General features: G+C 68.7%; 25 protein-coding genes. 10 read left to right on the top strand and 15 right to left on the bottom strand.

What is annotated here, in order from left to right:
- Positions 1-176: 176 nt before the first annotated feature.
- Complete coding sequence (locus M1L58_RS20325) at positions 177-1,076, bottom strand: alpha/beta fold hydrolase (RefSeq protein WP_227026372.1); 900 nt, start codon at positions 1,074-1,076, stop codon at positions 177-179.
- A 30-nt stretch (positions 1,077-1,106) separates the two neighbouring features.
- Between M1L58_RS20325 and M1L58_RS20320 the strand changes: the two genes are divergently transcribed.
- Positions 1,107-2,024 carry an alpha/beta fold hydrolase gene (locus tag M1L58_RS20320; RefSeq protein ID WP_006865162.1) on the top strand — a complete coding sequence of 306 codons (918 nt, stop codon included), beginning with the start codon at positions 1,107-1,109 and terminating at the stop codon, positions 2,022-2,024.
- Positions 2,025-2,128: 104 nt separating this feature from the next.
- Here the strand turns inward: M1L58_RS20320 and M1L58_RS20315 are convergent, their stop codons facing one another.
- From M1L58_RS20315 to M1L58_RS20300, 4 genes are all read right to left on the bottom strand, one after another.
- Positions 2,129-3,016, bottom strand: a complete 888-nt coding sequence (locus M1L58_RS20315) for a copper resistance D family protein (RefSeq protein ID WP_248660270.1) — start codon at positions 3,014-3,016, stop codon at positions 2,129-2,131.
- 3 nt (positions 3,017-3,019) lie between these two features.
- Positions 3,020-3,550 carry a copper resistance CopC family protein gene (locus M1L58_RS20310; protein ID WP_248660269.1) on the bottom strand — a complete coding sequence of 177 codons (531 nt, stop codon included), beginning with the start codon at positions 3,548-3,550 and terminating at the stop codon, positions 3,020-3,022.
- Entirely contained in the window at positions 3,543-4,265 is a 723-nt protein-coding gene (locus tag M1L58_RS20305; protein ID WP_248660268.1) for a YcnI family copper-binding membrane protein, read from the bottom strand. Before M1L58_RS20305 ends, M1L58_RS20310 begins: the two co-directional genes overlap by 8 nt.
- A 92-nt stretch (positions 4,266-4,357) precedes the next feature.
- Positions 4,358-4,879 (bottom strand): YtxH domain-containing protein, encoded by a 522-nt coding sequence (locus M1L58_RS20300; RefSeq protein WP_248660267.1) that lies wholly within the window; start codon positions 4,877-4,879, stop codon positions 4,358-4,360.
- Positions 4,880-4,964: 85 nt separating this feature from the next.
- Between M1L58_RS20300 and M1L58_RS20295 the strand changes: the two genes are divergently transcribed.
- Positions 4,965-5,810 carry a GNAT family N-acetyltransferase gene (locus tag M1L58_RS20295; protein ID WP_006865167.1) on the top strand — a complete coding sequence of 282 codons (846 nt, stop codon included), beginning with the start codon at positions 4,965-4,967 and terminating at the stop codon, positions 5,808-5,810.
- On the top strand, positions 5,807-6,997 hold the full coding sequence (locus tag M1L58_RS20290) for an alkaline phosphatase family protein (RefSeq protein WP_248660266.1): 1,191 nt from the start codon (positions 5,807-5,809) through the stop codon (positions 6,995-6,997). The genes M1L58_RS20295 and M1L58_RS20290 overlap by 4 nt, the downstream gene beginning before the upstream one ends.
- Before the next feature lie 81 nt (positions 6,998-7,078).
- Here the strand turns inward: M1L58_RS20290 and M1L58_RS20285 are convergent, their stop codons facing one another.
- Both M1L58_RS20285 and M1L58_RS20280 read right to left on the bottom strand, forming a co-directional pair.
- On the bottom strand, positions 7,079-8,212 hold the full coding sequence (locus M1L58_RS20285) for a DNA polymerase IV (RefSeq protein WP_248660265.1): 1,134 nt from the start codon (positions 8,210-8,212) through the stop codon (positions 7,079-7,081).
- Positions 8,213-8,265: 53 nt separating this feature from the next.
- Positions 8,266-9,003 carry a hypothetical protein gene (locus tag M1L58_RS20280; RefSeq protein WP_248660264.1) on the bottom strand — a complete coding sequence of 246 codons (738 nt, stop codon included), beginning with the start codon at positions 9,001-9,003 and terminating at the stop codon, positions 8,266-8,268.
- Between the two features lie 260 nt (positions 9,004-9,263).
- Between M1L58_RS20280 and M1L58_RS20275 the strand changes: the two genes are divergently transcribed.
- Complete coding sequence (locus M1L58_RS20275) at positions 9,264-9,824, top strand: Rv1733c family protein (protein ID WP_248660263.1); 561 nt, start codon at positions 9,264-9,266, stop codon at positions 9,822-9,824.
- 20 nt (positions 9,825-9,844) lie between these two features.
- Here the strand turns inward: M1L58_RS20275 and M1L58_RS20270 are convergent, their stop codons facing one another.
- Together M1L58_RS20270 and ppsA are read right to left on the bottom strand one after the other, a co-directional pair.
- Positions 9,845-10,228, bottom strand: coding sequence for a helix-turn-helix transcriptional regulator (locus M1L58_RS20270; RefSeq protein ID WP_248660262.1), 384 nt, complete (start codon positions 10,226-10,228; stop codon positions 9,845-9,847).
- A 156-nt stretch (positions 10,229-10,384) separates the two neighbouring features.
- Complete coding sequence (ppsA, locus tag M1L58_RS20265) at positions 10,385-12,679, bottom strand: phosphoenolpyruvate synthase (protein ID WP_248660261.1); 2,295 nt, start codon at positions 12,677-12,679, stop codon at positions 10,385-10,387.
- 149 nt (positions 12,680-12,828) lie between these two features.
- Between ppsA and M1L58_RS20260 the strand changes: the two genes are divergently transcribed.
- Positions 12,829-13,374 carry a hypothetical protein gene (locus M1L58_RS20260; protein ID WP_248660260.1) on the top strand — a complete coding sequence of 182 codons (546 nt, stop codon included), beginning with the start codon at positions 12,829-12,831 and terminating at the stop codon, positions 13,372-13,374.
- Positions 13,375-13,385: 11 nt separating this feature from the next.
- On the opposite strand, the gene M1L58_RS20255 is transcribed toward M1L58_RS20260, so the two are convergent.
- The 6 genes from M1L58_RS20255 to M1L58_RS20230 all read right to left on the bottom strand — a co-directional run bounded on the left by M1L58_RS20255 (position 13,386) and on the right by M1L58_RS20230 (position 20,431).
- Positions 13,386-13,928 carry a flavodoxin domain-containing protein gene (locus M1L58_RS20255; protein ID WP_154884159.1) on the bottom strand — a complete coding sequence of 181 codons (543 nt, stop codon included), beginning with the start codon at positions 13,926-13,928 and terminating at the stop codon, positions 13,386-13,388.
- A 10-nt stretch (positions 13,929-13,938) separates the two neighbouring features.
- A complete protein-coding gene (locus tag M1L58_RS20250) occupies positions 13,939-14,814 on the bottom strand; it encodes a universal stress protein (RefSeq protein ID WP_248660259.1) in 876 nt (291 codons plus the stop codon).
- The gene (locus M1L58_RS20245) at positions 14,811-15,254 is read right to left on the bottom strand and encodes a hypothetical protein (RefSeq protein ID WP_248660258.1); all 444 of its coding nucleotides are present in this window, start codon (positions 15,252-15,254) and stop codon (positions 14,811-14,813) included. The genes M1L58_RS20250 and M1L58_RS20245 overlap by 4 nt, the downstream gene beginning before the upstream one ends.
- A 113-nt stretch (positions 15,255-15,367) precedes the next feature.
- A complete protein-coding gene (locus M1L58_RS20240; protein ID WP_248660257.1) occupies positions 15,368-17,167 on the bottom strand; it encodes an Hsp70 family protein in 1,800 nt (599 codons plus the stop codon).
- Between the two features lie 55 nt (positions 17,168-17,222).
- Positions 17,223-18,986: a dynamin family protein gene (locus M1L58_RS20235; RefSeq protein WP_248660298.1), complete on the bottom strand. Its 1,764-nt coding sequence runs from the start codon at positions 18,984-18,986 to the stop codon at positions 17,223-17,225.
- Between the two features lie 50 nt (positions 18,987-19,036).
- Positions 19,037-20,431, bottom strand: coding sequence for a GTPase (locus M1L58_RS20230; RefSeq protein WP_248660256.1), 1,395 nt, complete (start codon positions 20,429-20,431; stop codon positions 19,037-19,039).
- Between the two features lie 198 nt (positions 20,432-20,629).
- Here M1L58_RS20230 and M1L58_RS20225 point away from each other — a divergent pair, with 198 nt between their 5' ends.
- The 5 genes from M1L58_RS20225 (at position 20,630) to M1L58_RS20205 (ending at position 24,146) form a co-directional block, all read left to right on the top strand.
- Positions 20,630-21,004 carry a hypothetical protein gene (locus M1L58_RS20225; protein ID WP_248660255.1) on the top strand — a complete coding sequence of 125 codons (375 nt, stop codon included), beginning with the start codon at positions 20,630-20,632 and terminating at the stop codon, positions 21,002-21,004.
- A 2-nt stretch (positions 21,005-21,006) separates the two neighbouring features.
- Complete coding sequence (locus tag M1L58_RS20220; protein ID WP_248660254.1) at positions 21,007-21,561, top strand: RNA polymerase sigma factor; 555 nt, start codon at positions 21,007-21,009, stop codon at positions 21,559-21,561.
- Between the two features lie 231 nt (positions 21,562-21,792).
- Positions 21,793-22,116, top strand: a complete 324-nt coding sequence (locus tag M1L58_RS20215; protein ID WP_006865181.1) for a hypothetical protein — start codon at positions 21,793-21,795, stop codon at positions 22,114-22,116.
- 69 nt (positions 22,117-22,185) lie between these two features.
- On the top strand, positions 22,186-23,124 hold the full coding sequence (locus tag M1L58_RS20210; RefSeq protein WP_248660253.1) for an AlbA family DNA-binding domain-containing protein: 939 nt from the start codon (positions 22,186-22,188) through the stop codon (positions 23,122-23,124).
- A gap of 140 nt (positions 23,125-23,264) precedes the next feature.
- Entirely contained in the window at positions 23,265-24,146 is an 882-nt protein-coding gene (locus tag M1L58_RS20205; RefSeq protein ID WP_248660252.1) for an endonuclease domain-containing protein, read from the top strand.
- Positions 24,147-24,335 lie beyond the last annotated feature (189 nt).

Below are 24,335 nucleotides of genomic sequence, written 5' to 3'. Positions count from 1 at the left end.
GTAGGCCCATGGTGCAGGAGCGAGCCGCCTCCCTCCGCCCGCCGAGTAGGCCCATGGTGCAGGAGCGAGCCGCCTCCCTCCGCCCGCCGAGTAGGCCCATGGTGCAGGAGCGAGCCGCCTCCCTCCGCTGGCCGAGTAGCGACGACCGAGCGCAGCGAGGACGCCGCGTATCGAGGTCACCCCGCCGGCGGGACCTTCACCGCTGCCCGCGAGCTCACCGCGTCGAGGGCTTCGGTGAACGGTGGGATGAAGAACCGGGCGCCGAGGACGCAGCAGGCGTGGCCACCGTCGACCTCGAAGCGCTGCGACCCGGGGATTCCGTCGAGCAACAGTTGCTGACGTTCGGGTTCGACGACGCGGTCGCGGGTGGACACGACAACGGCGGTCGGGACGTCGATCTCGTGGAGCCAGCTGCGGGAGTCGAACTGTCCCAACCCGTTTCCGAACTCTCCGAGATGCGACAGGGGCGTCGAGAAGAACTGGCGCAGCGCCCAGATGGAGGTGTGCGACGTCGTCTTGTCGAGGCTCTTCTCGGAGACGCGCGGGAGCAGTCGGTAAAGCGGGGTGAGGATGCGGCCCGTCCGTTCCGACGATTTCCGGTGCTTGGGATCGTTGGTGCTGAAGAACGGGCCCGTGGAGCAGAGCACGAGGCCCGACACCCTCTCAGGGTGTCGACGCCAGGTCAGCTGGGCGATGCCGCCACCCATCGAAAAGCCGGCGGCGACGAACCGGTCAATGCCGAGGACATCGGCGACCGCGACCACGTCGTCGGCGCAGTCACGGAGGTCGAAGGTGTCGGACTCGATGCCGCGGCCGTGCCAGCGGGCGTCGAGGGTGATCACCCGGTAGCGGTCGTTGATCGCCGGGATCGTCGGGTACCAGCACAGCAGGCCGGTGGTCAGCACCGAGTGCAGCAGGAACACTGCCGGGGCGTCGCGGGGTCCCGAATCGGTGACGAAGGCGCGTCCGCGACCGGGCAGGTCGAGCATCTGACCTTTGGGGATGTCCGACGCGGGGTGGGGCGAGAAGACGTGGCGGACTGCTCTGGCGGTGCCGTTGAGAAACGCGGGGATCACACAGATAACGCTACGTGAGATGCTGGTCACATGATTGACATCGCCCGTCCGAAAATCGAGGGGTCGATCGCCGTGGCCGACGGTGATCGTCGCATCGGGTTCGCCGAATACGGATCTGCTACCGGACGAGCCATCATCTGGCTTCACGGAACGCCCGGAGCTCGCCGCCAGATCCCCGTCGAAGCCCGTGGATTCGCCGCGGAGCGAGGGGTTCGCCTGATCGGATTGGACCGGCCGGGGGTCGGGTCGTCGACGCCGCACCGGTACGAGAACATCGCCGCCTTCGCCCCCGACCTCGAGACCGTCCTGGAGGCGCTGGGCATCGACGAGTTCGCCATCATCGGTCTGTCCGGCGGCGGGCCGTACACGCTCGGGGTGGCGCACGCGATGCCCGACCGGGTGGTCGCCGCGGGCATCCTCGGCGGTGTCGCCCCGACCGTCGGCCCCGACCGCATCCCCGGCGGCGCGATGAAGCTCGGCTCGTTCGTGGCGCCGGCGGTCAACGTCGCGGGGTCGCAGATCGGGCAGGTACTGAGCACCGCACTCCGCTTTGCGCGACCGATCGCCGAGCCCGCCATCTCCGTCTACGGCCACTTCTCCCCGCAGGCCGACCGAGAACTGCTGGCGCGCCCCGAGTTCCGGGCCATGTTCCTCGACGACCTCCTCCACGGCGGGCGTCGCGCGATGGAGGCGCCGTTCGCCGACGTCGTCGTCTTCGCCAAGGACTGGGGCTTCCGAGTGTCCGACGTCCAGGTGCCCGTGCGCTGGTGGCACGGCGACCACGACCACATCATCCCGTACGCACACGGCCAGCACATGGTGTCGCTGCTCCCCGACGCCAAGCTGTTCGAGCTGCCTGGCGAGAGTCACCTGAGCACCCTGCACATGGCGACCGACATCATCGACGAGTTGCTGGCGATCTGGGATCAGTCGCGGGCGTTGAAGTAGGGACCTGGTTTCGATACGGCTCGTCGCTGCGCTCCTCCCCTACTCAACCAGCAACTCTGCTGGCCGAGTAGCCCCCGAGGCGATAGCCGAGGGGCGTATCGAGGTCACGGCGCGGTCGCCGACAGTCCAGCGGCCAGACCCAGCACGACGGCCATCAGTGCCAGCTCGACGGCGGCGTTGCGGATGGACGCGGTCTCGGTCTGACGATGGCGTTCGACGGCCGGCACCCAGCGTCGTCGATGCCAGGCGGCGACACTCACCAGTGCGGCCAGCATCCCGACCTTCGCCAGCAGAATCCGGCCGTAGCCGGTGGTGACCAGCGCCGACAGGCCGTCGATCTCGGTCAGTGCGGCGACCACGCCGGTCACCGCGATCACGCCGACCGCCCAGGGCGCCCGCTGGGAGAACACCGGCAGACTCCGCGCCCACCCGGCCCGGCCCCGCACGGAGAGGACGATCGCGGCGAGCAGGCCACACCACCAGGCGGCAGCCAGCGCATGTGCGCCGACGAGGAACGGGCCGAGCGCGTTGTTGCCGGCGTGACCGGCGATCGCGGTGGCGAGCACACCGATCGACGCGAGCGCCCCGACCACCAGGACCGGAATCTCGACGGCGGTGATCAGGTCGAGTACCGCCCACGCCACGATGAGCAAGCCCGTGACCAGCGCGACCATCTCGGAGGCGCCCGAGGTCAGGACGTCACCGAAGTCGCCGGCGCTGACCTCGAGCACGTCCTGGCCGGACCGGTCGGCGGTGCGCAACCAGGCACTGATCAGCGTCGCCACCACCCAGACCCCGGCGAGTGCACCGATCCATCTCGACGACGGGTCGGCGTCGACGGTCGGCAACAGGCCGAGGCCGAGCACCACCACGGAGGCGCCGAGCGCGAGGGTCGCGGGCAGTGCCACCGGATCCGGTCCGTCGGGGCGGGCGAGCAACCAGCTCACCAGCAGTCCGGCGACCAGGACCGGGACACCGGCCACGACCCTCACGCGTCAGCTCCGTGTCTTGGGGCGGGTCAGCCAGAACACGACCCCGAGACCCACGACCAGGACAACGACGGCCCCGACGATGAAGTACCACACCGGGATTCCGTCGTCGGACTGATCAGCGGAGGCGTCGGCGAGCGGACCCGGCTCGCCGTTGCCGGCGACCGTGAGCTCGAAGCTGCGCTGCCCGCTGACCACGTGCCCGTCGGCGGAGGTGACCCGGTAGTTGATCGTGTACTTGCCGGTCGGTCCGAGCTCCCGCATGCCGACGCTCACCGTGCTGCCGTCCACCTTCGGGTCACCGGATTGCCAGAAGTGATCGTCGGGTCCGACGACGTTGAGCACCGCGTACGCGGACTGGATGCCCTCGTTGAACGTCAGCGTGACGGTCCGGGGACCTGCGGGCAGGCTCGCGCCGTCGTCGGGATCGGAGGACACCAGGCGCGAATGCGCCGACGCCGCGGGCGCCGACCAGGTCCCGACCAGCCCGAGACATGCCAGCGCCGCCAGGACCAACAGCAGCGAACGCTTACGCATTGCCGCGACCGTTGCGTCGGACCACCATCAGAGCCGCGACGCCGAAGACGGTGCCCAACGCACCGACGACCAGTCCGATGCCGCCGAGCCAGCGGGCCGCGGAGTCGGCCTGGGAGGTCTCCGCCGCCTGGGACTGCGGAGCATCGGCGCCGGTCGCCGGGGCCGCGGCGTGGTGTCCGCCGTGTCCGTCGCCGCCCGCAGCGAGGGTGATGGTCGGCGCGGGCTTCTCGGGTTCGGTGCCGTCGGCCGGGGTCGGCTGGTTCCAATCGGCCTTCTCGCCGTCGGCGTAGGTCTGCAGCGCCGGAAGGGCGACGGTCTCCTGCTCCGGGAACGGGCCGCCGGAGAATCTGAACTGACCGAACTGACCAACCGGGATCCCGGGCGACCCGGGATCTGCAGTCCAGGTGATCTCGGTGACCAGGTCGTCCTTCTTGGTGACGACCGTCTTCCAACCGCTCATCACCTCCGGTCGCGCCGACTTCAGACCGGGCAGGGTCACACGCAGCGCCGTCGTCGGAGCCGACTCGGACTCGTTCGGGACGACCAGCGTGACGACACCGTAGCCGCCCTGGGTGACGGTCGGCGCGTTGGCGGTGACGTGCGCCGACGCCGCGCCCGCCCCGGTCAGGGAGGAGACGCCGACGACGGCGGCAGCGGCGACGGGCAGGACGAGGCGACGGGCGATCGTGGCCCGCTTGGAGGCAAGGTTCTTCATCTGGGTTCTTTCTGGAAAGTGTTCGGATCGTCTGGGCATGGCGCGCACACGACAGCACCGAACCGTCGATGGTTCGGTGTGGTGGCGCGGCGTCAGAATCCGAGCGGAGGTCCGCGCACGCCGGTGCCGCCGACGGCGGGACCAGCGAGAACAGCGGGTTGTGTCCAGAAAACCGGGGATGCGCCGGGTATGCGCAGAGCGACAGGGGGTGTCAGCGACGCGATGACCGACCCGATGACGGCGAGCAGCTGCGCACCGACGACGATCAGGACCGCACTGAGCGGGATCGCGACGAGGTGCGTCAGCAACATCGGCAACGCCGGGGCGTCGTGGGTGACGTGCGCGGCGTCGGCGGCAAGCGCCCCGTGACTCCCGACCTGCGCCGCGGTCAACACGCTGGTGGCCGCTGCGGCGGCCGGGACCAGACGCCGGCCGCGGATCGCCGGCTGCAGGAGCAACGCCGCGGCCACACCGATCGCGACGGTGAGCACGACGCCGCCCGAGCTGAGCGACTGCCCGCCGGCGGCACCGTGCGCGGCGATCGCCACAGTGGGCACCACACCGGCCGCGGCGACGCGCATGAACGCGTCGGGCGTGCGGACGGTGCGTGACATGGCCCCATCCTAAGGAGTGGGTCCGGGTCGCACGGACTCGCCCAACCCGGCCAACTCCCGCGGACGCGGTGAAACAATCGAGGACATGTCGCATTCACCGGCTCCTGTCGAGGTACGCACGGTCGAGGTACGCGAGCTGTCCTCCCCCGACGAACTCGAAGAACTGATGCGGATCTTCGACGACGTCTGGCGACCCGACCCGACGAGACGTCCGGTGGGCATCGACATGCTGCGGGCACTGTCCCACTCGGGCAACTATGTCTCCGGCGCCTTCATCGGTGATCACCTGGCCGGTGGGAGCGTGGCGTTCCTGTCGGCGCCGGCCGGTGAGGCCCTGCACAGCCACATCACCGGGGTGTCCCGGCGCGGCCGCGGCCACCATGTCGGATACCTGCTGAAGATGCACCAGCGGAACTGGGCGCTGGCACGTGGACTGACGACGATCACATGGACCTTCGATCCGTTGGTCGCGCGCAACGCGTACTTCAACATCACCAAGCTGGGAGCCGAGCCGGTCCACTACTACGAGGACTTCTACGGCGAACTCGGTGACGAGCTGGGCGGCGGCTCGGACTCGGATCGGGTGCTGATGTCGTGGGCGTTGCACGACGAGCTACCCGACAGTGTGGACGGCGTCGGAAGCGTCGAGGCGCTGATCGCCGACGGTGCGGTGCCGGTGATCGACGATTCCGACCGGTCACGCCCGGTCGCCCATCACGAGAGGGTGGAGTCCGACGCGACAGTGGTGGTCGCGTTGCCGCGGGACGTCGAAGCGATGCGGGTGAGTCATCCACTCGATGCGGCGCGGTGGCGGATCGTGCTGCGGGATGCGATGTCGCCGTTGCTCCTCGAGGGTGACACCCGACGGTCGGTGCGGTTCCTGCGGTCGGGTCACTACGTGTTCGGTCCGGCGGGTTCGGGGGTGCGGTGAGCGTCGAACTGACTCCCGCCGAACTGACTCCCGCGGATTGGGGCCGGTACCCGCACACCCTCGCCGACGTTCTGCCTGCGGTGTCTGGTGCCCTGGGCGTTTCGTCCGGCGAGGGTCTGGTTGTGCCGCCGGGTGATTCGGTGGTGGTGCTGCTCATCGACGGACTCGGGGCGACGCTGCTCGAGGAGTACGCGGATTCTGCGCCGACCCTGCGTGAGCTGACCGCGACCACCCTGCGTGCGGGATTCCCCGCGACGACGGCGACCAGCATCCTGAGTCTGACGGTCGGCGCGCCCTGCGGCGTGCACGGGATCATCGGCTACAGCTTCCGGCCCGACGACGACTGCCGGACACGCGGTTCGCGCCGGGTGTTGAACTCGTTGCGCTGGAGTCTCGACGACGCTCAGGGACCGTCTGCACTGGTCACCTATCCCCCGGCGTTGGTGCGCACCCATCCCGGAAGTCTGGAAGCGCTTGCGAATGAAGGCGTTCGGGTGACATACGTGATGCCCGGCGAGTTCCGCGGAACCGGCCTGACCCTCGCGGCGTTCCGCGCGCCCGGCCAGTACGTGCCGGCGGTGACACCCGACGGCGTACGCGACGGCGTGCTCGCGGCGGTGCGTGGACACAGTCGTCATCGCCGGTTCGTCTATGCCTACTACAGCGAGCTGGACACGGCGGGTCACATCCACGGTCCGGGGTCGTCGGCGTGGCTGGAGAAACTCCGACTCGTCGACCGGTTGGTGGCCGAGCTCGCCGCGGAGTTGCCCTCCGGCACAACGCTGCTCGTCACCGGCGACCATGGCATGATCACCGCCGACCGCGCCGTCGACATCGACACCGCGCCCGGTCTTCTCGACGGCGTCGAGACGGTCGCCGGCGAGGCGAGGGCACGGCATGTGTACGCGGAGTCCGGTGCCGCCGAGGACGTGCTGAAGGCATGGTCGGGGTATCTGGGCGACGCCGCGCACGTCGTCTCACGGGAGCAGACCCTCGACGAGGGGTGGTTCGGCCCCGAGGTGACCGATGCGGTGGCGAATCGGATCGGGGATGTGGTCGCGGTGGCACGGGAGTCGGTCACGCTCACGCGGTCGAAGAACGAGACGATGGAATCGATGATGATCGGCCACCACGGCGCCTGGACGGCCGCGGAACAGCTTGTGCCGCTCCTGGTTGCGCAGGGGTAGAGGTTTCGATACGGCTCGTCGCAAGCTCCTCGCCTACTCAACCAGCGGAGGGTTACGGCTCGTCGCAGGCTCCTCGCCTACTCAACCGGCCGGGGTGTCCTCGTCGGTCACCAGATCGAGGCGGACACCGAGAAGGCGGACCGGGCGGTCGATGTCGAACTTGGTGAGCAGGTCGGCGACCACGGCTTCGAGCTGGTCGAAGTCGAGGCTCGGCGCGGGGAGCTTCCGGGACTTGGTGCGCGTGTAGAAGGTCGTGGTGCGGACGGTCACCGCGACGCGGAACGGTAGGCGTTCCTCGGCGACGACCTGGTCGAGCAGCTCACGCAGCAGTTCGGCAGCGGCGGTGCGCATCTCGGACGGTTCTGCGATGTCGGTGGCGAAGGTCCGCGACTTGGAGTGCGAACGGGCGAGCCACGGTTCGGCGGTGATCGTCGAGTCGCCGCCGCCCCGGCACAGGACGTACAGCCAATTGCCCTGGTGCGGACCGAAGGTGGCGATCAGATCGTCGCGTGGTGTCGCGATGAGGTCGTTGACGGTCTCCACACCGTTGGCAGCGAGTTTGGCCGACGTCTTCGGCCCGACGCTCCACAGGTCGCGAGTCGGCCTCTGACCCATCAGGTCCAGCCAGTTGCGGTCATCGAGCAGGAACACGCGCGGCGCGCCGACGCCGTCGTCGGGTGTGGCTCCGGGCGGCCGCTTGGCGAAACCGGTGGCCATCTTCGCGCGCTGCTTGTTGTCGCTGATACCAACGCAGCTGGTCAGACCGCACCGTTCGAGGATCTCCTGCCGTACCCGTTCGGCGAAGTCGACGATGGCGGCGTCGTCGTACGGGTCGACCTCGGCGCCCCGCACGCTGACGCCGAGGTACGCCTCGTCCCAGCCCCACACCTCGACGGGGTGACCGGTTCCGCGCAGCACGTCCATGACGTCGGCCGAGGCAGCGTCGTACGCTCCCATGTCCAGGGGAAGGTACACCGCATCGGGCAACTTCTTGTATGCGGCACGCAGCGGCATCCCGGCCCGCACGCCGACATCCCGCGCCTCATAGGACGCGCAGGTCACGACCTTGCGGGCCTCGGTCGGGTCGCCGTTGCCCCCGACGATGACCGGGACACCGACGAGCTCCGGACTGCGCAGTCGCTCGACCGAGACCTGGAACTGGTCGAGGTCGACGTGCAACAGCCACCGGTAGCGTTGCGAAACCGACGTGGTCACCCCGCCAGGGTAACCACGGACCGGCGCTCAGACGGTGCAGTCAGACGGCGGCGTCACCCGACGATACGGGCGTCGATCTCGCCGAGTCCAACACTTCGGCACGACGAACGCAGCGAATGCGGGTTGTACCGCAGCACCGACAATCCGCGCTGGGTCTCCGTCGACCAGCCGGCGAATGACGCACTGGCCTCACAGATGTACCCGGTCAGCTCCGTGGTCGACGCCTCATCGAAAGCGGCCACCGCGTGGACGAGCACCTTCTCGAGCAGCGCCCGGTCGCGGTGCAGCGGCGGCGGCACGAGATTCAGTGACGGAGAAGCGGTTCCGCAGTTCGTCGGATCGGTCAGCGCATGCACCGCGACGAGCAGGAAGGCCAGCGAGACGATCGCTCGCGAGGCGGGATCCCCGAGGCGACCCGGATGCGACTGGATGATGTGGCACACCTGCACCGGGCGCGGCGGGGTGACGCCGACAGCCTCGGCCCGGCTGGGCTCGAGGAGCCCCAGCGCGGCCAGGGCTTCTTTATGTGCAGACGAGATGGATTCGGCGGCAAGCGCATCCGCATGCATCCGCCGCAACTGGGAGACGATCGCCTGGTGGCGTCGCGCCGCGTCGTCGATCTCCCGGACCAGATGTTCGGTCAGTCCGAAAGTGGACGAGTAATCGGTCAGCGCCTGATATCCGGCCAACACGATGTGCCGCTCGATGGCGATGGCTTCGGCGATTGCCGACGGTTCGAGAAATTTTCTGGTGCTGCGCTTGGATGCGCGCGCCGAGAGAGTACTGGTCAACTGAGCCCTCCACACACGTAGACCGCAAATGCTCCGGTGTGGAATCTGCCCACCCCGGTGTTGACCCCCTACGCTTCGAGCACCCCCTTCGATGCCGTTACCGAAGCGCACGATCACCGTAGCTTGAATTACGGAAAAGTATGAGTTGATCGACTGAAGGCCGGAAAAGGTGTCGCAGACAATCCGCGACGGAAGACCCTTCCCTTCGCGCGGCAGACGGGTTTCACTCGATGCAGAGGGCTTCGACGGAGGGACTCTTGATGCTGCGCTTCCTCTCCCGCGAGTTGCACAGCTGGCGGCTCATGCACGCCTCGTCGAACCGGCTCGTCAGACCGACGGACCGGGTGGAAACACTGGTGCTCGTGGCGCTACTCGTCTCTGCGCTGGCGGGCGTACTCGTAGCCCTGACCATCGGCGGCAACACCTACGCCGCGCACAAAGCGATCGCGGAGGTTCAGGGTCCGCGACACTCGGTGAGTGCGACCGTCATCGCGACACCGCGGCAGGACGACGATCCGACGGTCGTCGCGTGGCGGCGGCCCGACGGCGCCCGCCTGACCGCCGAGGTGGACACCGAGCGGCACGACCGCGTGGGCCGGGTCCGCATCATCTGGCTCGACGACGAACAGCACGTCGCGGACCCGCCGGTCACCCACACCGACGCCGTCGTCGAAGGTGTCATGGCCGGACTCGGCGTCGTGATGCTGACCGCGATGGGCTGGTGGGGGCTGGTCCTGCTCGTCCGCGCAGCCGCCGACCGGCACCGGATGCGGCGGTGGGAGGCCGAGTGGCGCGAGCTCGACATCGACAGCCACCGGTGAGATCCCCCGGAACCTCCTGCTCAGCCGTCCTCGGCGTCCTCGAGGTCCCGCGTCGACAACCAGGCCTGCGAGTCGTCGATGCCGACGTGCGGCGGCAGCGGAGGTAGGCGGGTCCCGAACACCTCGTGCGTGAGTTTGCTCAGGGCCCGACATTCCTGCGCCCAGGACATCCGGCCGGCCGGGGTGGTCTCGTAGGTCCGACGCCCCGGATACCCCGCCGGCGCCTCACAGATGCCGACGAGCCCGCGCCCGACGAGTTCGTCGAGAACCGTTTTGAGCTCGCCCGGTTGGAGGCGATAGCCGCGGCGCTGGAGTTCGTCGAGTATCAGATGGTCTGACGCATCCTCGTTCAGACCGATACCCAGGATGTGGACACGAATGGCGGCGCGCTCAACAGCTCTCATCTGCCATCCTCCCTTCACTCAGGAGACCGCCGCGCGGGGCAGACGAGATCGGGCACGTCGGCCTGCTCACGCGCCGGTGAGTTCCACGATCCTCTTCACGACCCCCGGACAACAGGGTCGCAATGCCCAGAACTGCGGGAACGGACCCGCCGAAGCTTACCGTCCGGGTCGGTCGAGGACGGCCTCGACGAGCAGTCGCTGCTCGGCGCGGGCGACGTGTACACGGGTGGTCGCGATGGCGTCGGGATTGACCGACACCGAGGTGATCCCCATCCGCACGAGGCGTTCGGCGAAGTCGGGGTCGGTCGACGGCGCCTGCCCGCACAGCGACGAGGTGATCCCGCATCGGCGGGCGGTGGAGATGATCGTCTCGATCGCGTCGAGGACGGCCGGGTCGCTGCCGTCGAACAGTTCGGCACACGATTCGGAGTCGCGGTCGACGCCGAGGATCAGCTGGGTGAGGTCGTTGCTGCCGATGGACACCCCGTCGATGCCGGCCTCGACGTATTGAGGGAGCCAGTACATCACCGACGGCACCTCGGCCATCACCCAGCGATGCAGGCCGCGCTGGCGGCCGAGCGGACTCTCGTCGATGAGTTCCAGGCAGCGTTCGAGTTCCCAGCGGGTCCGGACGAACGGCAGCATCACATGCAGATTGGGGTGCCTCTCCCGGGCCCGCGCGAGGGCCGTGAGTTCGAGCCGGAAGACCTCGGGTTCCGAGACATATCGGTAGCAGCCGCGGAAGCCGATCATCGGGTTGCGTTCCTCGGGTTCGAACTCCGCTCCGCCCTCGAGTCCGCGGAACTCGTTGGTGCGCAGGTCGGTTGTCCGGTACACCACCGGCCGGGTGCCGAACGGTCCCGCGATGCGTCCCAGGGCGTCCGCCATGGCCGAGACGGCCGCCTCGGTCTCGCCGGCGGCGATGACCGCGCGCGGGTGACGCCCCGACAACGCCTCGGTGAGCATGAACTCGGCACGGAGCAGGCCCACGCCGTCGACGTCGGTCGCGCCGACCTCGGCGGCGTGCTCGGGCGACCCGAGGTTGACGTAGACCTTGGTCGCCGTCACCACCGCCGGTTGCCCCTGGGTCGTGGATGATTCCGGGGCCTCGGAGACCGTGGCCCGCTGCGGTGCCACACGACCGGACCGGACCTCGCCGGAGCCACCGTCGACCGTGACCACCGAGCCGGCCGTGAGAACCTTGGTGCCCGTTCGGGTTCCGACGATGCACGGGACCCCGACCTCGCGGGCGACGATCGCCGCGTGACAGGTGATGCCGCCGCGGTCGGTGACCACGGCCGAGGCGCGGCGGATGGTCGGCAGCCAGTCGGGGTCGGTCATCGGCGCGACGAGCACCTCGCCGTCGACGAGTTCGTGTCCGTCGCGCGGGGAATGCAGGATGCGGACCTCGCCGCTCGCGATGCCCGGGGCAGCGGCGAGACCGCGCACCAGGACCGGCTTCGGCGACTCGTCCGTGGTGGTGTCCACGCCGGTGGTGATCGGCCGGGACTGGACGATCCAGATCCGGTGTTGCGGGTCGATGGCCCACTCCATGTCCTGCGGGCGCGCATAGTGCCGTTCGGCCCGCAGTGCCATCCGCGCGATCGTCTGGACGGTGGTGGTGTCGATGACCGGCGTGGTCCTCCCCGGCGCCACCGGCTCACGGCGGTCGTGGCCGTCGCTGCCCCGCACGATCCGGAACTCCTGGTTGCCCATGCTGGTCTCGAGAACCGAACAGTCCGTCCTCGCCACCAGGAAGGTGTCGGGGGTGACCGCACCGGACACCACCGCCTCGCCGAGTCCTTCGACGGCCTCGACGACGAGATGGTCGAGGTCGCCGGTCACGGGGTCGGCGGTGAAGACGATCCCGGCGACCTCCGACGCCACCATCTTCTGCACCACCACCGCCATGAGCGGATCCGACGACAGCCCCTTCTCGGCTCGATAGGAGACGACCCGCGGGGAGAACAGCGACGCCCAGCACCGCACGATCGCGCCCAGGAGTTCGTCGGCGGAACCGACATTGGTGAACGACGCGTTCATGCCCGCGAACGATGCGTCCTTGCCGTCCTCCCCGACCGCCGACGACCGCACCGCCACGTTGGCGCCGGGCCCATCGGAATCGGTGTCGAGGTTCCGGTATGCGGCCAGCACCTCGTCGACAACCCGCGGGGTGATGCCGACTTTCATGACCATCTCGGCCATCCGGTGGCTCAGGTCGGCGAGCCGGGGATCGTCGTCGACCGCCGACAGGGCCTCGCGGTGGGTGGCGACCAGGTCGTCGTACACCCCGCCGTCGCGCATCGACTCCGCGAATGCGTCGGCGGTCAGCGCGAAGCCGTCGGGTACCGGCAATCCGGCCGTGACGAGTTCGCCCAGGTTCGCGGCTTTGCCGCCGACCACCATCACCTGCTCGAGTCCCAGCTCGGCGAAGGTCAGTACGTGCCTCATACGCTCACGATTCTCTTCTCGCGGCGCGAGCCCTAGTGACCAACGGCGATGACCGCGATGACCAAGGTCTCTTCGTCGTGGTGCGTTCGTGGCGTCGAATGGCTGTGTCGGGTCCCCGCGGAGACGTCGACGAGAAAACGGTGCAGAAGATGTCCACCCCACAACCGCTCCCGTGGCCGCAGGCGTTCGCCGCCTTCGGACGATGCCTGGTGGACGTCGCGAGAGCGCTACGGGAGCGGCGACTGCATCAGCCGTCGGCGAGCCTCGGTCGCGTCATCGCCTTCGCCGACGGAACACGGGCCACCGTCTACCGGGAGACCGTCCGCAGCAACGGCCCGGTCACCGAACCGGTCAGCCTCATCGTCGCGTTTCGATTGCGCTGGGTGGGCGGCAACCGGCTCGCGCATCGACTGTTCCGGCTCGAAAGTGTCTGCAACACCGTCTTGTTCGCCGGTTTCGACGGATTCGTGTCGAAGCTGTGGATGACGGCCGCCGCCCACCACGTGTACCGGGGCATCTACGAGTGGGACGGCTACGACAGCGCGGTCGACTACGTGCGGGCCCTCTGGTGGCCGCTCATGGTCGTGAGTCGCCGGGACTCCATCCGGTTCCACGTCGTCGGCGACAGCACGCGGGAATCGCTGTTGGACGGTACCCGCGGCGAACCAGACGGGTCGTGGTGGCGGCCGGTGTGATCCGCCGCGGCTCAGCCGTCGTCGTCGACGATCTGGCGGGTCCAGTGATCGATGTCGTCCCAGTCGCGGGCATCACCGTAGCGACCACCCATGAGACGGAACAGGATTCGCCCGAACCCCCGCCAGTACCCCTTGCCGATGGCGCCGGCGAAGGCCCGGTGCGAGCGCAGGACCCCTTTCTCCTCGATCGCCGCGACAGCGCGTGGCAGCGGCGTGTGCGCTCGGAGGAAGCCGGCCATCCGGGGCGACAGGAAGGTGGAGGTCGCTCCGACCGAGGAGACCGAGAACGCCCACACCGGGCCGTCGCGTTCGTTCGACACCATCTCGGCGAACCGCTCGGCCTCGGGTAGCCACTGCCCGTTGTGGATCGCGCTGCCGATGACGAGATGGTCGGCGCCGAGGGCGGTGTGGTCCGGCGGACCGGCGGCGGTGAGATCGCACAGTTGGACCGTGGCTCCACCGGCACGCAGGCCGTCGGCGATCCGGTCCGCGATCTCCTCCGTCGATCCGTGCGCACTCGCGTAGGCGACCACGGTGCGCTTCGCCGTCACCACGTTCTCCGCATCAGGGGGCGGTGTGGGTGACCATCACCGGGCACTGCGCGACCTGCAGGACCGCCCGACTGGTCGATCCCAACAGGAGCCCGCGGATTCCGCCGCGGCCACGTGTGCCCACGACCACCAGCTGGGCGGTCTCGGCGGCATCGACGAGAGCGTCGGCGGGAGAACCGATCTCGACACGGCGCTCGATCTTGACGTCCGGATAGTCTTCCGGATATCCGGCGAGCTGCTCGCCGAGCAGTTCCTCCGCCTCGTCCCGGAGCTGCCGGATGATCTGGTGCTGGTCACCGTAGAACGCGGTGCCGGAGAAGCCGCCGAACGTGTGCACCGCGAGCAGCGACGTCTGCAGCAGGTCGGCCTGCCGGAAGGCGTGGACGATCGCGGCGGTGGAGGTCGGCGAACCGTCGACGCCGACCACCACGGGCCCGGCGGTCGGTGATGGTCCGCCGACCACGACGACCGGGCATTCGGCATGGATCGCCGCGTCGTTGCTCACGGAGCCGAGCAGCAGTCCGCGGACGCCGCCGACACCGCGTCGACCCACGACCAGGAGGTGCGCCTGCCCGGACGCGTGCCGGAGTGCGAGCAGCGGCGAACCGCCGACCACCGTGCCGTCGACCGGCACCTCGGGGGCCGTCTCCTTCGCCACCGCCGTCCCGGCCTCGACCGCGCGCCGGGCATCGGACAGCATCGCCTCGATGACGACATCCGACGTCATCATCGCGGTCGGCGCGTACGCCCCCGTGATCATGCCGACCGCGGACAGCACCTGCAGCGGACGCTTTTCGCGGGAGGCGGCCGCCGCAGCCCAGCGGACGGCCATCAGTGCACAGTCGGAGCCGTCGACTCCGACGACGATCGGTGCGGTCGAATCGGTCATGGTGATCTCCTTCGTAAAGCGGTCTGCACGATGACGACGACCATCGCGATCGCGGTGCCGGCGATACCCACGGCGAGGACGACGCGCACCACCGTCGACCAGGGGGTGTCGGTGTCGCCGAAGTCGAAGGGGAACACCTGCCACAGCCTGATGAGGGCGACCAGCCCGATCGCGTCGACCACCAGTTCACCGACGGCGCGGACCGCCGGCGAGTCGGTGACGGCGTAGACCGAGTTGGTCACGATCCCGGCGACCAGCGCGGCCACGACCCAGCCGACGATCTGCCGGAAGTCGTCGGTGAGGAACGAGACCACCTCCCAGCCCGGCCAGCCGACGACGGCGACCAGCAGGACGGCGTTCACGGCGACACTCACCGAATAGCCGACTCGTCTGTTCCGTGCCTCGACCCGACGGTCCGACAACGACTTCGAGGTGGTCACGGCTGCTCCGAGGGTTCGACGACGCCGGCACCTCTCATCGTCGTCGCGACCTCGGCGCCGAACCTGAGTCGAAGGTCATCGCGGGCCGTCCAAAGGTCCCGCGACCGCGGTACTCAGCCGGAGGCGAAGCTCCAGATGAGAAGCGCGATCCACGCGATGGTGCCGAGGATGTTCACGCCGAGTGCCGTCATCAGCAGGGCGCCGCGCTCTCCCTCCGCCCGGTTGATGCCGATCACGGTGACGGCCATGCCGACGATCGTGCCGAGACAGATCGGGAATCCGAGGATGCCGAGGATCAGTCCCACCAGACCATAGGTGTTGATGCCCGACGATGATGCCGGAACGGGCTGCGCCGCAGCAGGACCGACGGGCGGATAACCGGGTTGTCGCCCGGGCGGGTAGGGCGGCTGGGGTTGTGGGTACATCGGCTGCGGTGGCGCATACACCGGCTGGGGCGGTGCCACCGGCTGCGCGGCGGTGATACCGGCCGGGGCACGGTGGAGTTGCGACCACTGTTCGGGCCGGAGATCGGCCGGGCCGACGGCGCCGAAGACGACGCCCGGATGGGCGACGACGCCGGGACGCAGGTCGAGTCCGTGCAGAGTGCCCGCCGCCGGGGCGTCGACCGTCAACCGGCCCGACGGTGAGTCGAGCGTCGCCAGCGGCTCCCCCGCGCGCACGACCTGACCGCTGCGGGCGAGGACACCGGAGACGACGGCGCCGGGCGGGACGGTCGGGAACGCGATCCGGCGTGCGGAGGCGTCGACCGCGGCCGCCGGCATCGGCGGATCGGCGGGACGGGCCGCGTATTGCTGGGCCCCGGCGGCGTCGTGGACGTCGACGTTGGTCGATCGCAGCAGGCCACCCTGGGCGACCACGACCTTGGGGTCGCCGATCCGGGCCACACGACCCACCGACGACAGGGCCGACTGCAGCATCGGGATACTGCTGGTCCCGCCGGTGACGTAGACGATGACCGGCCCCTTCGGTCCGGTACCGGCGGCATCGGCGCGGGCGATGGCGTCGCGGGTCAGTTCGACGGCGCGTTCCACGAACGGCGCGATCATCGACTCGAACTCGCGGCGGGTCAGCAGCAGCGTGTGCCCGGTGCCGGGCAGTTCGATGACGGCCTGCGCGGTGTCGGAGAGGGCTTCCTTGGCGGAACGGACATGATCGGCGAGGGCGATGGCGGCGGCCGGGGCGCGAAGGCGGGCCGGGAGATCGGGGTCGATCTCGGCGGCTTCCTCGAGCACCCACCGCGTCATGCGGGCATCGAGGTCGCGGCCGCCGAGGTTGTTGTCGCCGCCGGATCCGGTGACGGTGAAACCGTCGGCCCCGGCGCGGATGAGGACGGCGACATCGCAGGTACCGGCGCCGAAGTCGAAGACACACATCCGCTCGTCGCCCGTGACGTCGTGTCCGCGGTAGACGTAATACCAAGCGGCGGCCAGGGACTCCGAAGCGATGCGCAACCGGTCGGCGGAGATGCCCGCGCGCTCGGCGGCGCGGCGGAGCACACCCTTGCGGCGTTCGCTCCACTTGTCGGGGTGGGTCAGGATGATCGAGTCGAACTCGGGGAGTCCGCTGTGGCGCAGCGCAGTTCGGTGCACGTGCCGCAGGACCGCGCCGATGAGGTCCTCGATCGGCCAGAACCGGTCGCCGAGTTCGACCTCGCCCTCGTCGATCCGCGACTTCGGCGAGTCCTCGTAGGCGTCGGGTGCCTGCACGCGGCGATGCACGGCGTCGTGCCCGACGACGATCCCGGCGTCGTCGGCGAAGACCGCGGACGGCATCGCGGGACCGCCGGCCCCCAGCGGCACGATGACCGGTTCGGCCAGCCCGACGCGGTACGCGGCCGCGGTGTTGCTCGTACCGAAGTCGATACACAGTCGACGGCGGCTCTCCTGCGTCACCTGACCACCTCCCACCATCCGCCCTGGGGCACATGGTTACACAACCGACCGGCGTTCATCCGGTGGGCGCCCGAAGAACTCGGGCGATCGCTTTGCGGACGTTGTCGACCGCCACGATCTGGGTGCGCAGATCGGCAGCGGTCCGCTCCCGGTCGGCAGCCGATTTCTTGGCCTCGACCGCGGCGTCGTTGAGGATCTTCGTCGACTCGGCGAGGAGTCGTTCGAGCAGTTCGTCGTAGGCGATCTGCAGGTCGGCGCTCGCATCCGACTTGATCGACTGCAGTTGCGACCGGACGTCGGCCTTCATGTCGTTGACCGCCTTGGTCAGCCACTTCCGGTGGTTCTCCTTGCCGACCTTCGACGCCCGGAAGCCGACCACCACACCGGCCCACACCGGCACGGCCACCACGTTGACCACCGGGATGATGGCCAGCGGGCCACCGGCGGCGACGATCGACAGCAACACCGGGTCGACCATGTTCTTCCACGGCGAGATCTTCTCCTGCTCCCGCAGCTTGAGGTCAGACACGTTGCCGGAGATCCGGTCGACGAGTTCGCCGGAGATGGTGGCGTCGGCGAAGAGGTTGTCGGCGATCCGCTCGATCCCGGCGACGAAGAATGCGCTGACCTCGCGGGCCGCGGCCTCGAGGTCGACGGTCATCTGACCGATCAGTTCCTGTCCGGCGCGGTGGGGTTCGTAGAAGCGAAGCTTGTCGATGCGCGTCGACCACTGGCCGAGGAGTTTGTCGAAGCGGTCGCGGATCAGGTCCTCGGTCTGCAACGACGCGGCGGTGATGTCCTGGTTGAGCCGGGCGCGCCACTCGCGTCGGCGATCCTTGAGGCGCTGCAGGCGATCTCGTTCGGCCTCGATGTCGGCGCGTTCGGCGGGGGTCGCGGTGGCGGCCTTCATCTCCAGGACGAGCCGTTTGCGGACGTCGTCGAGTCCTGCGAAGGTCAGTTGCAGCGCATTGCGTTCCGGCGACGCAGCACCCTCGGCGACCAGCGGGGTGAGTGCGTCGACGAGTTCGGGGACGCCCGACGCGGCGAGGGCGCGGGCGCCGCGTTCGGGGTCGGTGATGGCGGCGGCCTGTTCGGCGATGCGGTTGGAGATGCCTATGATCGGGATGTGTGCGAACCGAGGGGCGTTGGCGCCGATCAGTTTCCGGTTCTCGGCGACGATGGTGCGCCACTGCCGCATCACCAGATCGGTCTTGGTGACCACCAGGACCACCGAGGCGACCTCCTCGCTGACGCTGGACAGGAAGGCGAGTTCGGGGGCCGACAGCGGGGCCGTCGCGTCGCATACCATCACGAGCACCGATGCGCCGCGGGCCGCGCTGACCGCGGCTTCGACGTGTTCGGGGACCAGCGATCCGACGCCCGGGGTGTCGACGATGGTGACTCCCGGGAGTAGTGGCGAGTCGATGGCGACGCGAGCCGAGACCGGCGGCACGAGAACGGAATCCACCGAGGCGCCGGGGGCGAGACGTTCGGCGGGCACCCCCGCGGCGTAGTGGCCGCCGACGGTGATCCAGTCGGCGAGGTCGGCGACCGGGATGCGATGTGTGGCACCGGGGAACTCGATGAGCGCCGAACCGACGGGGAGGTCGTCGGTCGCGGGGGTGAACCGGACGTAGACCGAGGTGGTGATCTCGGTGTCGACCGGAGCCAGTCCGCTCACGCCGACAAGGGTGTTGACCAGCGAACTCTTGCCGCGGCTGACCTCGCCGATCACCACGATGGTGCCCTGCGGCGCGGGCCGGTCCCGCACGCGGAGAGCGCGGTCGGCGATGGCGTCCTCGCCGTGCTTGCGCAACATGTCGACGGCGGCTCGCAGCGTGTCATCGGGGGTGGGGGCAACCGACTTGCTCACGCGGTCCACCGCCCACGGCGCACCAGCTGATAGGTCTGTTCGAGCACCAGCAACGCCTCCTTCTCGGCCGACGTCGCGGCGAAGGCGCGTCGCGTGCGGCAGTCGGTGGCGCGTTCCTTGGCGGCGTCGGCGATCTGCGGTGGCGCGGCGTCGGGCGGCAGCGACAACAGCAGGCGCACATCGCGACTCGCGACGACGAGGTTCAACTCGCCGATGAGGTCACTGTCGGGTTGCCAGCGGGCGAGCGCCTCGAGGGCGGCGACCTCGCGCAGCCGGTGCAGCTCGGGCGCGGTCTCGGCCTCCTCGATCGCCTCCAGGAAGACGTCGCGTCGCGCGCTGCGATACGCGGCTTCGCGGAGTTCGGCCAGTACGGTGCGGGCCTTGAGGACGTCACCGACCGCGAGGAAGCGCCGTCCGATCGCGAGGCGCAGTTCGTCGATGCCCGAGACCCGGTGCAGCCACTCGCAATACGCTCGCGCACCCTGGCGGGCGGCGTCGGCCCCGGCATCCATGGCGTAGGTACCGACCAGTTCCTCCAGTCGTCCGAGCAGGTCGACGTCGAGTCCCGGTGGTGGCGGTGCGGCGCCGTCGAGGAAGGTCAGCAGCTCCCAGGGTTCGAGGAGTCCACGTCGGGAGATCTGTGCGGTCTCGCGTTCGGTGACCCCGCAGACCCCGGCCTCGGCCATGAGCCCCGACACCGCGACCACGGCACCCGCGATCGCCGGGAAGCGGCGCCAGACGCGTCGGGCGATCTCCTGCGCCTTGAGCATCGGGTTGTCGGCGGCGATGAGGTCGGCGTGGGAGATCACCAGGATCGTGTTCTGCGCCGACGCCCCGGCGTCGGAGAGGAATTGCACCTCGTCGGCCTTGGGACCCGCGGCGTCATCGAGCAGGAAGAGGATGACGTCGGGTCGTGGGAGGCGGCCCTCGCCGGAGAAGACGCGGCGGGTGGCGATCTCGGCGGTGTCGGTGAAGCCGGACAGCCCGGGGGTGTCGATGACGCGGAACCGCTCGCGGAGCAGGCGGGACGGGGTGTACACGACGGCGTGGTCGATGTCCTCCGGTGTGCGCCCGAGATCGCCGCGCATGGTTCCGGGGATCTCGGTGACGGTGCCGTCGAGGCCGACGACCTCGACGCGCTGCGGGTTGCCCTCGGTGTAGAGGGCGGCGACCTTGGTGCACTCGGCACGGTCGGTGGGTGCGACACGGTCGCCGACGAGTGCGTTCAGAAGCGTCGACTTGCCGGCGCTGACACGTCCGACGAGCGCGACGGTGAGCGGATTCGCCAGTTGCGCACGCAGGGAACCGATCAGCGTGGGATCGGGCGCGAGCGGGGTTACCTCGTCGAGCAACTGCTCCACGCGACCCCGCACGGTCCTGTATTGCTCCACTGATCGGTCCTCCAGTTCACGGACATCGCCTCGTGACGTTGCGTCGTATCGTCGGCGCCGGGAACATTTCCGCGTCGTCGACACTCCTAATCACGTGACGAGAATTGTCCACGACCGTCGACGCCCTGACAGTCGGCCGGATGACGGTATCCGGGCCGGCGCCGCACCCGTCACAGATTCGAGCAGGAGCCGAACACGATGACCGACAACGACACCAGCTGGGACGGCCCCCTCGACGGGGACGACTTCGAGTCCTGGGTGCGCGAGAGCGACCCGCCGAGCGGGCTGGCCGTACCGGCTGCGACCTGGGATTCCGCGGTCGAGAACGCCTTTGACCCATCTCACGAACTGACCGAGGACCTCACCGTTGCGCCCGGCCCGGATGTTCTCGACGAGGGATCTGCCGACGTGCCCGAACTCGTCGGGTTCACCAGTGATCACGACGACGATCTCGGTCCGGGCCCCGACGACACCTTCGACACCCCAGACGTTTTCGGCAGCGACGACGACGTCAGCGACGCGTCATTCGGTGAATCGACTTTCGACGACTCGACCCTCGGCGACGACTTCTGAGGATGGACACTTCTAAGGTGTATTCGTTGACCGACGAATCCGAATCGGGCGCAGACCTTCTCGAACGTGCGCGCTCCGGCGATCAGCGGGCCTTCGCCATGCTCGTCGAGCAGCATCGGGATCGGTTGTGGGCCATCTGTTTGCGCATCACCGGCAACCAGCACGACGCCGAGGACGCTCTTCAGGACGCACTGGTCGCCGCGTGGCGCGCGATCGGCAGCTTCCGGGGCGACGCCCAATTGTCGACGTGGCTGTACCGGATCGGATCGAATGCGGCACTCGCGCGTATCCGCAAACGATCCGACGCCGACGACATCGACGACCACGACCCGGTGAGTTCCCTCGACGTCGCACAGCAGGTCGTCGTCTCCGACCGCATCCAGGAGGCGTTGTCCCAGGTCCCGGACGCCTACCGGGCCACCTTCGTGCTGCGGGTCTACGGCGAGCTGAGCTACTCCGAGATCGCCGAGGCACAAGGCATCGGCCTGCAGACCGTTCGCAGCCGCATCTCGCGCGCGCGGTCCATCCTCTCGGAGTTGCTCGCAGACCTGCGTTAGCAGTCGTTGCGTCTTGTTAACGGATTGCGTTCTGCCGAGCGCTGTTTCAGCCAGTCGAATTATGGGCGGCCACTCGTCACGCGGTTACGCTCATCCTCGTGCTCAACCGGCGGCCCAGATCATCTCATCGGATGACCGACTCCGCCCAGGGAACAAACACCGCCCGGTTCCTCTCCAAGTAACCAGAGCACGAACAACCACCACCCACAGGATTCCCTGGAAGGAAACCCCATGAGCGAGATCCCCGCAGACGCAGTACTCGTCGACACCGACGGTGACGGCACCATCGACGCCGCCCTGACCGACGTGGACGGCGACGGCGTCACCGATGCCGTCCTCGACACCGACGGTGACGGCCAGGCCGATTCCATCGCCTACGACACCGACGCCGACGGCGAGATCGACGTCATCGAGGCCGACACCGATGGGGACGGCTACACCGACCTCGCGGTCGCCGACACCGACGGCGACGGAACCTTCGACACCGCCGTCGACGACGAGGGCAATGTCGAGGTCGGCGACTTCGGCAGCATCGACGGCGGCGACGCGGTCTGACAGTCCACTCCTTCGAGAAATCCCGGTCGCGCATCGCGGCCGGGGTTTCGCCCTTTCTAGACTGTCCGAGTGCGCACCGACCCGAGCAAACTGGCCGACCCCGATCGCGGAAACATCGGATCCCTGGAGTTCGCCATACCGGTGTGGGCGACTGCGACCGCGTTGGTGCTCGTCCTGATCGTGGCCTGGCTCTTCGGTTCCGTCGCGAAGTGGCTGCTGCGCCGACGGGCACGGCTGAACACGACCACATGCATGGTGCTCTCGATCGTCGGCACCGCCGTCGGCCTGTTCATCGCCGGCGCCGTCGACCACCGCATGGACATCTGGAGTCCGGTGACCATCGTGCTCGGACTGGTCAGTTCGATCGTCGCGGTCGGCGCCTACGCGTTGATCGCGGCTCGGCTGCAGACCCCGACCGACATCTCGGTCGCCGAACTCCTGGAGTCCGGGGAATCCGAACGGGTCGAGTTCAAGTCGACCGCCCGCATGAACCTGCGCACCAAGCAGCGCGACCCCTCGCTCGAGGCGGTGATCGTCAAGACGGTGGCCGCAATCCTCAACTCCGACGGCGGCAACCTGCTGATCGGTGTGGACGACGACGGCACTCCCCTGGGTCTCGACGCCGATTTCACCCTGCTCCGCCAGCCCGACGCCGACCGGTTCGAACTGTGGTTGCGGGACCTCCTCACCACGATGCTCGGACAGAGCACCGCCGCCGAGGTGGGCATCTCCTTCGAGAAGGTTCCGCGCCCCGCCGGGGATGCCGACGCCGACTGCCCGGCCGAGGTCCTGGTGTGCCGGGTGGAGTGCACCCCGTCGCCCCGCCCGGTCTATCTGCGGGGCACGAAGAACAACGCCGTACCCGAATTCTGGGTACGCGCAGGCAACTCCAGCCGGCAGCTCAGCGTCGACCAGGCCGCCGAATACGTCATGTACCGCTGGCCGCTCGGCGTCGGACGCGCGGTGGCAGCGCAGGTCCAGGCGGCCGTGCGGTTCTCGGCGGTCTGACCCGTCGCACCCCGCGGGTGACGTGAAAAACTCGTCCATCTGAGCCACTTCGGAGGGCAATGTTCCCCTTGGAGCGCGTGAGATGGACGCGAATTTCCCGTTCGGGAAACCTCTTCGCCTCTGCATGCGTCCAAAGCTGTATGACTTCGGACTCTGGCGTCTACACGCTCAAGGAACTGGCGGCCATGGGCTGGTCACCTGACGACATCAAGCGCGGCCGTCAGTCGGAAACGCTGATCCCGGTGGCGCGTGGGTGGGTTCGGTCGGCGACCGCCGACCCCCGGGTGGTCGCCGCAGTGAAAGCAGGTGGCGCGCTGTCGTGCGTGGGAGCGCTGCGATTTCACCAAGCGCACGATTCGAGTGGGATCTGGGTTCCGCCCGAGCACAACGAGACCCACGTCCGACGGAGTAAGCACATGAAGGGCAAGCCCCGCCCCAGCGGCCCCTTTCGATGGTGTCAGGGCTACGGCCAGCCGCTACCCGTCGTCACCGCCGTCGACTCGATCCCGCTCGCCCTCAACTGCGCGGCACGATGTCTCACGCCCGAAGAATGGATCGCGACCGTCGACTCCGTCCTCAATACGACCGAATGGACCATCCCCGACATCCAGGCCGAGATGGGTCGCGTGGCCAAAGCCGTGACCGGGATGTTCGCCCGGTGCGATGACCGCTCCCAATCCGGAACCGAATCGATCGCCAGGCTCCGCCTGATCGCCGCAGGTTTCGAGGTGCAGGTGCAGCCCGGTATCGGCACGCACGAGCACGCGGACCTGCGTGTCGGCGCACTCCTGATCGAATGCGACGGTCGGGCGTATCACTCCGATGCGGAGGCGTTCCGCAACGACCGCCGACGCGATCGGATGACGATGATCGACCGGTGGATGACCATGCGCCTGACCTACGACGACGTCCTCTACAACTGGGAAGAAGTACTCGAAGACATTCGTGCGGTCACGCGAAGCGACCGGCACCGCATCCGCCGGGACAACGACCCGCGCCGACGCGAGAACTCATCCATCTGAACACCACCGAAGGGCATAACGCCCTTCGACCGCGCTGACGAGGACGAGATTTCCACCGATCCGAGAGCTGTGACAGAAAGAGGACCGAAATCGTCCGCAATGCCTGGGATCGTGGTGTCACACCGAAAGACCACAACATTCAGGAGGAACCGTGAACTGGACACTCGAACTCGTCATCCTGCCGGTCAG

Origin of the sequence: Gordonia sp. C13 (assembly GCF_023218005.1) — a bacterium.
GTDB classification, from domain to species: domain Bacteria; phylum Actinomycetota; class Actinomycetes; order Mycobacteriales; family Mycobacteriaceae; genus Gordonia; species Gordonia namibiensis.
This window is presented reverse-complemented; position numbering and strand designations above follow the sequence as displayed.

Coding starts and splice junctions, on each gene's coding strand:
- M1L58_RS20320 (WP_006865162.1), top strand. CDS start 1,107: ATGATTGACATCGCCCGTCCGAAAATCGAGGGGTCGATCGCCGTGGCC.
- M1L58_RS20310 (WP_248660269.1), bottom strand. CDS start 3,550: ATGCGTAAGCGTTCGCTGCTGTTGGTCCTGGCGGCGCTGGCATGTCTC.
- M1L58_RS20305 (WP_248660268.1), bottom strand. CDS start 4,265: ATGAAGAACCTTGCCTCCAAGCGGGCCACGATCGCCCGTCGCCTCGTC.
- M1L58_RS20300 (WP_248660267.1), bottom strand. CDS start 4,879: ATGTCACGCACCGTCCGCACGCCCGACGCGTTCATGCGCGTCGCCGCG.
- M1L58_RS20295 (WP_006865167.1), top strand. CDS start 4,965: ATGTCGCATTCACCGGCTCCTGTCGAGGTACGCACGGTCGAGGTACGC.
- M1L58_RS20275 (WP_248660263.1), top strand. CDS start 9,264: ATGCTGCGCTTCCTCTCCCGCGAGTTGCACAGCTGGCGGCTCATGCAC.
- M1L58_RS20270 (WP_248660262.1), bottom strand. CDS start 10,228: ATGAGAGCTGTTGAGCGCGCCGCCATTCGTGTCCACATCCTGGGTATC.
- ppsA (WP_248660261.1), bottom strand. CDS start 12,679: ATGAGGCACGTACTGACCTTCGCCGAGCTGGGACTCGAGCAGGTGATG.
- M1L58_RS20260 (WP_248660260.1), top strand. CDS start 12,829: ATGTCCACCCCACAACCGCTCCCGTGGCCGCAGGCGTTCGCCGCCTTC.
- M1L58_RS20250 (WP_248660259.1), bottom strand. CDS start 14,814: ATGACCGATTCGACCGCACCGATCGTCGTCGGAGTCGACGGCTCCGAC.
- M1L58_RS20235 (WP_248660298.1), bottom strand. CDS start 18,986: ATGTTGCGCAAGCACGGCGAGGACGCCATCGCCGACCGCGCTCTCCGC.
- M1L58_RS20225 (WP_248660255.1), top strand. CDS start 20,630: ATGACCGACAACGACACCAGCTGGGACGGCCCCCTCGACGGGGACGAC.
- M1L58_RS20220 (WP_248660254.1), top strand. CDS start 21,007: ATGGACACTTCTAAGGTGTATTCGTTGACCGACGAATCCGAATCGGGC.
- M1L58_RS20215 (WP_006865181.1), top strand. CDS start 21,793: ATGAGCGAGATCCCCGCAGACGCAGTACTCGTCGACACCGACGGTGAC.
- M1L58_RS20205 (WP_248660252.1), top strand. CDS start 23,265: ATGACTTCGGACTCTGGCGTCTACACGCTCAAGGAACTGGCGGCCATG.